The organism is Pseudobacteroides sp., from assembly GCF_036567765.1.
Lineage (GTDB): Bacteria > Bacillota > Clostridia > Acetivibrionales > DSM-2933 > Pseudobacteroides.
The window spans coordinates 1-11080 of sequence record NZ_DATCTU010000016.1 but is presented as its reverse complement, the minus strand read 5'-3'; the positions used below and the strand labels follow the sequence as shown (position 1 = coordinate 11080).

9 protein-coding genes are annotated in these 11080 nt (G+C 36.5%); 7 read left to right on the top strand and 2 right to left on the bottom strand.

Features of this window, described 5'->3' with window-relative positions:
• The first annotated feature begins 288 nt into the window (after positions 1–288).
• Genes VIO64_RS03410 through VIO64_RS03395 form a run of 4 tightly spaced genes read left to right on the top strand, consistent with a single transcriptional unit; the run spans position 289 to position 3702 of the window.
• On the top strand, positions 289–819 hold the full coding sequence (locus VIO64_RS03410; RefSeq protein ID WP_331915163.1) for a sigma-70 family RNA polymerase sigma factor: 531 nt from the start codon (positions 289–291) through the stop codon (positions 817–819).
• The gene (locus VIO64_RS03405) at positions 816–1940 is read left to right on the top strand and encodes a DUF4367 domain-containing protein (RefSeq protein WP_331915161.1); all 1125 of its coding nucleotides are present in this window, start codon (positions 816–818) and stop codon (positions 1938–1940) included. Before VIO64_RS03410 ends, VIO64_RS03405 begins: the two co-directional genes overlap by 4 nt.
• A 2-nt stretch (positions 1941–1942) precedes the next feature.
• The gene (locus VIO64_RS03400) at positions 1943–2851 is read left to right on the top strand and encodes an ABC transporter ATP-binding protein (RefSeq protein ID WP_331915231.1); all 909 of its coding nucleotides are present in this window, start codon (positions 1943–1945) and stop codon (positions 2849–2851) included.
• Complete coding sequence (locus tag VIO64_RS03395; RefSeq protein WP_331915159.1) at positions 2848–3702, top strand: ABC transporter permease; 855 nt, start codon at positions 2848–2850, stop codon at positions 3700–3702. The genes VIO64_RS03400 and VIO64_RS03395 overlap by 4 nt, the downstream gene beginning before the upstream one ends.
• Positions 3703–3834: 132 nt before the next feature.
• Here VIO64_RS03395 and VIO64_RS03390 read toward each other — a convergent pair whose 3' ends face one another.
• Complete coding sequence (locus tag VIO64_RS03390) at positions 3835–5256, bottom strand: metallophosphoesterase (RefSeq protein ID WP_331915157.1); 1422 nt, start codon at positions 5254–5256, stop codon at positions 3835–3837.
• A gap of 585 nt (positions 5257–5841) precedes the next feature.
• Here VIO64_RS03390 and VIO64_RS03385 point away from each other — a divergent pair.
• Complete coding sequence (locus VIO64_RS03385) at positions 5842–7074, top strand: CARDB domain-containing protein (protein ID WP_331915155.1); 1233 nt, start codon at positions 5842–5844, stop codon at positions 7072–7074.
• Between the two features lie 157 nt (positions 7075–7231).
• On the opposite strand, the gene VIO64_RS03380 is transcribed toward VIO64_RS03385, so the two are convergent.
• Positions 7232–8845 (bottom strand): dockerin type I domain-containing protein, encoded by a 1614-nt coding sequence (locus VIO64_RS03380; RefSeq protein WP_331915153.1) that lies wholly within the window; start codon positions 8843–8845, stop codon positions 7232–7234.
• Between VIO64_RS03380 and VIO64_RS03375 the strand changes: the two genes are divergently transcribed.
• Positions 8829–10412 (top strand): pectinesterase family protein, encoded by a 1584-nt coding sequence (locus tag VIO64_RS03375; protein ID WP_331915151.1) that lies wholly within the window; start codon positions 8829–8831, stop codon positions 10410–10412. The two genes, VIO64_RS03380 and VIO64_RS03375, sit on opposite strands and share 17 nt — an antisense overlap.
• Before the next feature lie 108 nt (positions 10413–10520).
• Positions 10521–10955, top strand: coding sequence for a hypothetical protein (locus tag VIO64_RS03370; RefSeq protein ID WP_331915149.1), 435 nt, complete (start codon positions 10521–10523; stop codon positions 10953–10955).
• Positions 10956–11080: the final 125 nt, after the last annotated feature.

Genomic DNA, 11080 nt, shown 5'->3' with positions numbered 1-11080 from the left:
GCTTGAGAGAAGTGCTGTAGGTCACTTTAGTAAATTTATTTAAAGAATAAAATTGTATAATTTCCTACAAATTAAAAAGAGGCAGATTTAAATTTGCCTCTTTTTTGCACGTCTAGGGAATTGTGGTGTATACTGCACCGCAACTTGGAAATTTTACAAAAAATATTTTGTCACAAAATCAGTTAGTTAAGTGTTAACATTATAGATAGAGTGATTAATACTTCTTATTGAGATAAATTTATCTAAATTGTACGTACACTAATTTGATTGGGGTGAATTGCCATAAGCATGTCGATGGAAAGTCAGATTAACGGATTTAAAAATGTATCTGATAACTTCAGACTCATTTATGAAAAGTATTATAATGTGATACTTCGGCACACTGCTTATATAACCGGAAGCATACAAACCGCAGAGGATTTGACGCAGGAAGCTTTTATAAAGCTTTATAATGCACCTCCCCAGCACTCAAATATAGTAGCCTGGCTTTCAATGGTTGCAAACAACCTGGCTTATAACCATATAAGAAATGAAAACTCTAGAAAAAGCAAGGAGCCGGTTATTTATGAAGGTGAATCGGATAAGGTGATATCCATTGAGGATGCTGCCATAATGAATTATGATATCAGGCAGACAAAAAAGATACTGGATTCACTTCCCGAGAGAGACCGTGTATGCTTGCTGATGAAGTTTTCAGGCTATAAATATGATGAAATAGCTGAAGTAATAAAAGTGGAAAAATCCTCAGTAGGGACGATTCTTGCCCGGGCTCAGGCAAAGTTTAAGGAAAAGTATGTAAAGGGAGGTACAGTTATATGAAGTGTCAGGATAATGGATTTTTACAGGCATATATAGATGGAGAACTGGAAATTGACATAAGGAAGCAGCTAGAACAGCACCTTGGACAGTGTGAAAAATGCACAGAGACATTGAGCGTGTTAAAGGCAAATGATGACTTTGCATTTATGAAAATTAAGGCATACAGGGATAATATGTATGAAAGGGTTAATACTGTTAATGAAAGTGAGAGACCTATTCAAGTAAAAAGCAATGATTATAATGAGAACAATGTTAAAAAACAAAATAAAAAAGGAGTGTCTAAGATTATGTTAAAAAATAAAAAAATTGCTGCTGTTGCATGTGCTGCAGTACTTCTTACATCATCACTGGCTTTTCAGCCTGTTAGAGCTGCCATCTCAAACACGCTTTTGATATTCAGGGCGAATGATGTAAAAAGCATCAATATAACCCTTGATGATATTCGGAATATCAAGGAACAAATGATGCAAAGAGATGCTGAGATAGACCTAAAGAATATGGGTAAAATCAAGACAACAGGCGGAGAGCACAAGAATATAAACCTTGAAGAAGCAAAAGCCCTGACGGATATAGATGCAGCTTTTCCCAATGAATCCTACGGAATAAATCCTCAGATATCAACTGTAAATCCCTATAGCATGGAATTTACATTAAATGTTCCAAGTATAAACAAGGTTCTTAAAACATTCGGAACAAAAACGCTTCTGCCCGATAGCCTGGATGGAAAAACATTTCAGGTTGATTTTCCAAGAGCAATATATGCAAGTTACAACAATGAAACAAAAGACAGATTTGATTTTGGGTTGTCTAAAGTTCCTGAAATAAAAGCACCGGAAGGGGTAAATCCGGATGATATTTATAATTCGCTTTTATCCATGCCCATTATACCGGAAAATATCAAGAAGCAGTTAAGTGATGCGAGGGACTGGAAGAATACACTGTACATTCCTGTTATTGATTCAAAATCACAGGAAATAAGTATTAATGGTGCAAAGGGATATGTGATGAGTTCCGATTCACAATACACCAATATTGTATGGTATAATAAGGGAGTGTTGTATTCGATTGGCGGTTCTATGAGCAAGGACGAATTAATTAAAATTGCTGAATCGGTGAGGTAATGATGGTTATTGAGACGGAAAATATCACAAAATACTATGGTCAGAAGCTGGGATGCAAAGACATTTCAATATCGGTGAGGAAGGGGGAAATATTCGGTTTCCTTGGCCCTAATGGAGCGGGCAAGAGCACATTTATAAAAATTATGACAGGGCTTCTGTTTGCTACATCAGGTACAGCCACCATCCTTGGAAAACCCTTAAATGATATTTCAGTAAGAAAGAGAATCGGTTTTCTACCGGAAAATTTTAAATATGGTGAATGGATGACAGGGGAAGATCTCCTGTCTTTTCATGCTTCCCTGTATAAACTTGACAAGAAAAATGTAAAAGATAGAATGAAAGAAGTTTTGTCTCTGGTGAAGCTTACAGGACATGAAAAATACAAGCTGGGGACTTATAGTAAAGGTATGCAGCAGCGTCTTGGCCTTGCCAGTGCATTACTTCCGGATCCCGATCTGCTATTTCTGGATGAACCCACTTCAGCCCTTGATCCTATAGGCAGAAAAGAGGTCAGGGATATTATGACAGACCTTAAAAGCAGAGGTAAGACCATTTTGTTGAACAGTCACCTCTTAAGTGAGGTTGAAATGGTTTGTGACAGTGTAGTGATAATCAACAAGGGCACAGTAGTTGTACAAGGAGATATGCAGGAGCTCTTAAAGGGAGAAGAGGTTTTGCACATACATGCAGAAGATTTAAGCAATGAGGTTATTGAAATGCTTAAGAAAATTGACAGCAAAATGGTATCTGAAAACGGAAGGATAAGCTTGAAAATAAACAGCAGGGAAGATGTTCATAATGCTGCTTCCATAATAATAAACGGTAGAGGAAAACTCTACGGATTGAAAACTCAGGGAACAAATCTTGAAAGTAAATTTATAAGCCTTATAGAAGGTGGTGATGGTAAATGATGACAATAGCTTTCACTACGCTTAAGGAGGCTTTGCGAAAGAAACTGTTATTATTGATAGGAGCACTTTCGGTTATATATATTCTCCTCTTCACAATAATCATCTACATTTTTGCAAAAGATATGAAAAACGGTGCAATGCATGACGTTACTCAGATTTATGGAGTAGCATCACAGTTAATTTCGGTACTGGGATTCTATTTTTCCAGCATGCTGGTTGCACTCCTCACGATAATGACCTCAATAAGTTCCATATCCTCGGAAGTTGAGAACGGAACAATCCATTCAATAATAACAAAACCCATAAAGCGTTATGAATACGTGCTAGGCAAATATATTGGCCTTGGAATTCTATCAATAACATACGCAGCACTATTATTTATCCTTATAGTGTTTATTCCAAAAGCACAAGGACTGCCAGTAGCCGATATAATGGAGTTTTCAGGGCTTGTAAAGGGATTGGGATTTTTTATATTGGAGCCCCTTGCCATATTATCGTTATCCATATTCGGAAGCTCTGTTTTTAAGACACTGACAAATGGCGTTATCGTCATTGCAATATATATTCTTGGACTTATAGGAAGCATGATGGAACAAATAGGTTCTATGATACAGAATGGCAGCCTTTACAAATTCGGAATACTTTCAAGTCTTATATCTCCATTTGATTTGATATACAGAAAGATGATATCTGTGATTTTTTCCGATTCTGTTATTTCAAATCCTATGACAGGAGGGCTTGGTTCAAGTGCCACATCCCCAAGCATATGGATGATCGTTTACATAGGTGTTTATCTTGTAGGATTGCTGGTATTTGCTGTTGTGAGGTTTAGTAAAAGGGATATAAGCTAAGGTATAAATGAAAAATAACTTCCGCTTTTAAGAGGCTATTGACGAGTTAAGTCAACACATGAGCCAAATTTGTAGCGGAAGTTATTTTTTGAATGTCTAGGAAATTATGGTGTATACCACGCCACAATTCTATTAAAATTTGATCTCTAAGTTGTTGTCCTTTTCAGATGGATCTGAATATGCCGAACTTAGTAAGAAGCCTAAAGACTTTGTCATTGGGTCCTGGGAGGCAAGCATCCCCTGGGCAATTGCACTTGCAAGAGGACTGGGTTCTTCATCTCCCTTGTAGTGTGATATCATTGCATCACTTAACAAATCCTTTATAGTCATAGGGGTAAGCTGTGGTGCAGGCTGAGTATCTGCTGCCTGTTTTGCCAGTATATAGGCTTGTTCCTTGGGTATTGCCGAATTCATCTTCATGATTAGGGTTGTAAACATCAAAGGTAAAACATCCTTTAAGCCGGTCTTAAGATAATTGTATGCATAATCCTGATATGGGGCACCTTTAGTGTCATAGTTTATATCTGTTATGCTCTTGGACTGGATTGTCATTTTGTCTTTTGTAATATCAACAATACGGTACGGAGATGGATAAGAAACAAGAGATCCTGTTTCAATGTCATATATTTTGTTACCAGCAGCTGTTGTTTTGCTGGAAATATCCTGTGCATGATAATGTCCTGTAAATACAGCCTCCATGCCTAAATCCGCCAGCTCTTCCGAAGTTTTTTCCCAATTGTTTATTACAAATTCACCAAAATATTGGGTTTGCCCGTTAAAGTGCTCAAGAAGGCCGTGATGCATAAATCCTATAACGGTTTTTCCCTTAGCTTTTGCAGCTTTTATTTGCTGTTTTATCCATTTATATGTATCTTCATTAAGTCTGCCGGCTGTAACAGGTGAGGGTTTACCCTCGTTTTCATTATAAAGTGCCGAATCCATTGCTATTATCCTTAATCCAGATACAGGCTCAACAACATAGGACAATGAGTTTTTATCCCTTGAAATGGCTTCTGCATAACCAAAGCTGTTGTATATCTTCTTGAACTGCTCAGGAGAGACATTTTCAACCGGAGTAGCCTTGTCGCCTGAATATGAATTGGATTCCGGGTTGTTGATGTCATGGTTTCCCGGAATAACAAAAACCTTCTTTCCTGATTTCTCAAGGCCCTTTAATAGTTTTGAAAATTGGTGATGAGAAAGTTTTTCGCCGTCCTTTGTCAAGTCTCCGCTTATAAGAACGATTTTAGCATCGCTTTTCTTTAATTCCTTAACCATGCTTGCTGAAATAGCACTGCTTTCAGCTATGAGCTTTCTATCCTGTGCGAGGTAAGCTTGAAAAGCCGAACCTGTTGTGCCAAGCTCAGGTGCAAAATAATGGGGGTCGGAAAATACTGCAATTTTTGTGTTAATAGCATCTTTACAAGTCATATTGAATTTGGGACCCCAATGAGCATTTCCACTTACCGGAAGCATGCTTCCAATTAATGCAGATACAATAAATACTGATGTTATTTTTTTAAAAATGCTGTTTTTATTAATAGTATTTTTCATAATTATGTCCTCCGGGATATTGTGTAATATTTTGTAATATTGTATCACCATACTATAAATGTAACAATAAGTCTTGTGTTAAAATTTTGTGAATTAAATTATATGATGGTAATAATATTAGAACATTAGCTCACAAAAATTTACAAAAAAATATTAAATATCCAAATGGCTATTTACAAAATATGTATTAATATGATATAATTTAGGAGGATTTACAAATGAAATAATAATTAAATGTTTGTAATAGGTGTCAAAATTAAAAAACAAATTTACATTTGTTTATCATATAAAGAGATTATTCATTTTAATTGTCTATGGCAGAATGCCTTAAAGCCTTAGTTGTCGAACGTATTACATCGTGTGTTATTTTCAAACGGTACTAATACAAATTTAAGAATCTTTCAACCTCTGTAAAAAGTGGATAAACCTATTTATTTGTGTGCCTCAATATAACTTATAAAGGGGATGGGTTATTTGTGCTGCAAATATAAGATTGAAGCAGGTTTAGTATGCTTTATTTTTAAAGATTCTTTTTAATTTGTGTCAGTTAAGTTAATAAATTAATAAAATTTAAGGAGTGGTAAAATGCGTACAAAAAATTTGATTTCTTTCGTTTTTACTTTGTTCGTTACGTTGTTGTTGTTTACGCTGCTCTATGTTTTTGTTACTGAAACAGCTTCTTTAAAGCCTGCAGCATCTAGTGGAACTGACTCTATGACAGTAATGAGTAACTCAGGAATTAATACAGCGGGTAAACTGGATCTGGTTGTCTCAAATGCAGTGATCATATCCAGCACAGATACCTCCATAAGATATTCCTTTACAATAAAAAATAACAGCATAGATACAATTGCAAGCCTTGAAAATGTATCTATACATAACTTTTATTCAGAAGATACTGATATTGATGAAGCAAGAGATGCGGATGCAGGTATAAGCAATCTTGATATAAAAAGTTCGCTCGCTCCCGGTCAGAGCTATACTGGAACCTGCTTTGCGTCGGGAAAAATACCTAAAGGGATGAAATACCTGATTTTTAAAGTGGATGCAGCAGATGTACTCGACGAATCGGATGAAAACAACAATACACAAGTATTATCATTAAGACCTGACTTGGTATTTGTTGATGCTCATATAACATCAACATCAGACAAAAAAATAAGTTACACCTACACTATAAAAAATAACGGTTGCTTACCGGTAGCCGACCTTTACAACATATCTATTCAAAACCTTTATTCTGCCAATAGCACTTATAATGACAAGGGGGACATGCCAGCAGGGGGAAGTATACTCGGATGTAAACGTTCCCTTGCTCCCGGTGAAAGTTTTACAGCTACATTCTATTCTTTTACTGCAGTACCGGCCGGAATGAACAAAATGCTGCTAAAGATAGATTCATGCAATATTGAGGAAGAAGCAGATGAAACGAATAATACATATACCATAGAGCTGTTGGATGATCTTCAAATCACAGATGTTGAAGTAATTTCCAAAACGCCGACACAGGTAACCTATACGTATAAAATAAAAAATAATGGTATAAAAATAATTCCAAGCATTTTTAACGTGTCGATACAGCACTTTTACTCAGCAAATAATGTTTTTAATGATGCAGGTGATGTTTCTGCAGGAGGGGGGATTTTAGGTATCAACCGTTCCCTTGCTCCAGGAGAAAGCTATAGCGGAACATTCTCGGCCTTTGGAACAGTACCGGATGGAATGAATTATGTAACAGGCATGATTGACTGGGGAGACAATCTTAAAGAGACAAATGAAGAAAATAATAAGTTCTCAACATTTATACCATATAAATAATAAATGGCGTGAAGTTCCAGTATAGCTTTTATACAGCTTAAAAGTGGATAATCTTTACATTCTTTTGTAACGGATGTAAGATTAAAACACTTTTCATATAGAAAAGAGGTCAGTTCTTTTATTGGGCTGACCTCTGTGTCTTTTGCCTTTTTACAGCCTATCTATCCGAATAATCTTTGGAATTTTGGTTGAAATGCTTTGTCACAATTAATATATCAGCCATGTTTATAGAATTATCCTTATTAAAATCACATACAGAATTGAAGTTTTCATCAGTTGAGGTTGTATTAAATGCTTTAGCTAATTGCATAATGTCGTACATATTAATTGTATTATCATTATTTATATCTCCAGCCCATAATAATACCGGGTTTTCTATTGATCCTATACTTGCACTAAAGTTTTCAACAAAAATTTCCCTGGCTAGATATCCAGGCTTACTAAGTCTGATTGTATATCCCTTTGTACTTTCTGGAACACCGGAAGTTTCAAATTTTCCATAATCATTGGTAATAGAACTGATTTCCGTTCCCATAACTTCAGCTTTAAAACCTTCCTTAAGTATTGATTTTTCAGGAAAATCCTTAAGATCAGGGGATACAAAGCCTGATATTTTGCTAGACGAACCGGTATAGGGTATGATAAAGCTCGTATTGCCAAATCCTACTATTGTGCCATCTTCCTTTGTAGCGACTGTATGGTAATAACCGGAACTAACTGATTTAACATTAGTGAGCCATGCAGGAACAGAACTCTGACCATGAAAGTTATCACCCCAAGTAATGAGTGTGCCATCATCTTTTAGTGCTGCAGAGAGGCTACTGTTGGCAGAAATAGCTTTAACGTTAGTCAATCCTTTAGGAATATTACATTGACCTCTTCCATTTTCCCCCCAGGCAACAACAGTGCCGTCTTCCTTTAGTGCTACAGTATGACTTTCTCCGGTTGCAATGGATTTAACATTTGTCAATCCATCAGGAATATTACATTGACCAGCACTGTTATCACCCCAGACGACAACTGTACCATCCTCTTTTAATGCTGCCATATGTCCTCGTCCAGCAGAAATAGCTTTAACATTTGCTAAGCCGGCCGGCACATTACATTGTCCTTCAAAATTTGCACCCCAAGTAGCAACAGTGCCGTCTTCTTTAAGTGCAACGGTATGGCAGTCTCCTGCCGCAATAGCTTTTACGTTTTTTAACCCCTCTGGAATTGCACATTGTTTAGTGTTATTATCACCCCATGCGGTGACAGTACCATCTTCTTTTAATGCAACGGTATGATAGGAGCCTGCCGCAATAGCTTTAACATCTTTAAGCCCTTCGGGAACTGTACATTGATTAGAATAATTGTAACCCCAAGTCACAACAGTACCGTCTTCTTTTAATGCAACGGTATGGTAGTAACCGGCAGCTATAGCTTTGACTTTTATTAGTCCCTTCGGGATATCAAGTTGTTTATAATAGTTATCGCCCCATGCGGTGACAGTACCGTCTTCTTTTAATACTACTGTAAACGAATGACCGGCTTTGATTTCTTTAACATTTGTCAAACCTTGCGGAATATTGCACTGGCCGCTTCCATTCCAGCCCCATGCAACAACAGTGCCATCTTCTTTTAATGCTGCAGTATGCCCATAACCGCCGGTTATTGCCTTATACAAAGCCTGACTTTTGTTACTCGGTGCACCATCGGCAAAGCTTATAAATTGCCATTGAGTGAAAGCCATAAAGGCTAGTAAGAGAAATAATATGGATTTCTTTTTCAAGTTAACTCCCCCTTATCACATTGTAAATAAATCAGGGAATTTTAGAACTGTACAAGCTGCCATAGATTCGGTACCATCAGCCAATACAAAACAGGTGGTTATATATGTAAAAAACGGAACTTATGAGGAAGTTGTTACTATAAGAAAAGATAATATTTATCTGATTGGAGAAAGCAATACCGGCACTATAATCACCTATGGGAATTATGCTGGAAAATCAAAACCAGACGGAACTATCTATGGTACATCAGGTTCAGCATCATTCTATCTTTATGGCAAGAATTCTATTCTTGAAAATATTATGCTTGAAAATTCATTTGATGAAAACACAAATACTACAGGAAAACAGGCTGTAGCGGCCTACATCCAAGGCGACAGAAATATAATAAGAAATTGTATTTTTACAGGCAATCAGGACACATTATATGCAAATGGAGGCAGGCAATACTATATTAAATGTAAAATAGTGGGCGATACTGATTTCATATTTGGAGGGGCAACAGCGGTATTTGATAATTGTGAAATTATTTCAACAGTAAGAGGCGGTTATGTAACAGCTGCAAGTACCGACATATCTAATTATGGATACCTGTTTGTAAACTGCAGATTAACAAGTGATGCACCAACAAACTCAACGTATTTGGGAAGACCTTGGCGTCCGGATGCTTATGTGGTTTATAAAGCATGCTATTTGGGAGCTCATATTAATAAGAATGGCTGGACTACCATGAGCGGTAATTTGCCTGAAAATGCCAGATTTTTCGAATACAAAAATACAGGCCCTGGAGCAGTAGTCAATTCCACAAGAAGGCAATTAACCGATGCCAAGGCTCTGGAATTCACTGCGGAAAATATATTAAAGGGTACTGATAATTGGAACCCGTTTACGGTTTCTACTGCAACACCAACTTCGACACCAACTCCTACACCAACTCCTACAGCAACACATAAACCTGCAGATGAGTCAGGATATACAATTTATCAGGCTGAAAATGCCTCTTACAATCAAGCGGTATTTGAGACTAAGAATGCAGGTTACTCAGGTACGGGCTATGTAAACTATGATGGTGTCGTAGGAAGCTATATCGAATGGACTGTAAATATTCCAGCCTACGGTAATGTCAGACTTAATTTTAAATATGCAAATGGTACTGCCAGTAATAGGCCCTTGGAAATTAAAGTTAATGGGGCACAAATAATTGACAGTATGGACTTTAATCCAACCGGGTCATGGACGACGTGGAACATAAACAGCACAAGTATTCTCCTAAATAAAGGGGTTAATACAATTATAGCTGCTTCATTGGCGGCTGAGGGTGGTCCGAATATTGACTATATTGAAGTAATAGAAATAAAAAATACTCCTACTCCAATAGGTTTGGTAAGTGCCGATCTAAATGGTGATAGAGTTATAAATATGGCTGATGTTATACTTTTGGCATCTACCTTTAATGCAGTAAGGGGAGATAACAAATATGTTGAAGCCAATGATTTAAATAAAGATGGTTCAATAAACATGTCTGAGGTTATTATTATGGCCGCAAAATTTAGTATGGCTAATACATAATATATCTATATAACATATTTGAAGAATGAATAGAGTGCTTAAAAAAATCCTAGCTGGAAGTCCTGCTGGGATTTTGTCAATTATGGGCTAAACAACATATGCAGATAAATGTGTTTATTATGTACGACAAAAATAAAAGATCTTGCTGAAATCCTTGGGGTTGATGGAAGATCAGTTAGAAGGTATAAGGATGACTTATTGCAAGCTGGAGTGCTTGTTAGATCTGGAGCAGGCAAATATGGAGTGTACTATTTGGAAAATGACGATTACATCTTATCCTTGAATATAACGAGCCAGGAGTACACTTCAGTACTGATTGCACAAAAACAGCTTACAGATACCAATCATCCTATCTCAAATGATATCTCTACATTTCTGGAAAGGATTGGTCTAGTATACCACAAATCTTTCGACGTATACCAAAATATTGATAATTACATGGTTAAATGTACAAAAGGAAATGCAAAGTTTATAGATGAGCGTAAAAAGCTAATTGATATGCATGTGGCTATAATATCAAGGAATAAGATAAAGATGTTCTGAAAAAGCAAATCTAGAAAAGTTGAGTATATGAGGTACAGTATATTGTATGATACCGCAATAAAATTGCTAGATTCCGCAAAAGATATTTACGAAAATTAGCAGGGATTCTTCGGTGACATAAAAAG

What these genes read in the sequence shown, in the direction of transcription:
- VIO64_RS03410 (WP_331915163.1), top strand. Translation starts at nt 289, where the DNA reads ATGTCGATGGAAAGTCAGATTAACGGATTTAAAAATGTATCTGATAAC.
- VIO64_RS03405 (WP_331915161.1), top strand. Translation starts at nt 816, where the DNA reads ATGAAGTGTCAGGATAATGGATTTTTACAGGCATATATAGATGGAGAA.
- VIO64_RS03400 (WP_331915231.1), top strand. Translation starts at nt 1,943, where the DNA reads ATGGTTATTGAGACGGAAAATATCACAAAATACTATGGTCAGAAGCTG.
- VIO64_RS03395 (WP_331915159.1), top strand. Translation starts at nt 2,848, where the DNA reads ATGATGACAATAGCTTTCACTACGCTTAAGGAGGCTTTGCGAAAGAAA.
- VIO64_RS03390 (WP_331915157.1), bottom strand. Translation starts at nt 5,256, where the DNA reads ATGAAAAATACTATTAATAAAAACAGCATTTTTAAAAAAATAACATCA.
- VIO64_RS03385 (WP_331915155.1), top strand. Translation starts at nt 5,842, where the DNA reads ATGCGTACAAAAAATTTGATTTCTTTCGTTTTTACTTTGTTCGTTACG.
- VIO64_RS03375 (WP_331915151.1), top strand. Translation starts at nt 8,829, where the DNA reads ATGGATTTCTTTTTCAAGTTAACTCCCCCTTATCACATTGTAAATAAA.
- VIO64_RS03370 (WP_331915149.1), top strand. Translation starts at nt 10,521, where the DNA reads ATGTGTTTATTATGTACGACAAAAATAAAAGATCTTGCTGAAATCCTT.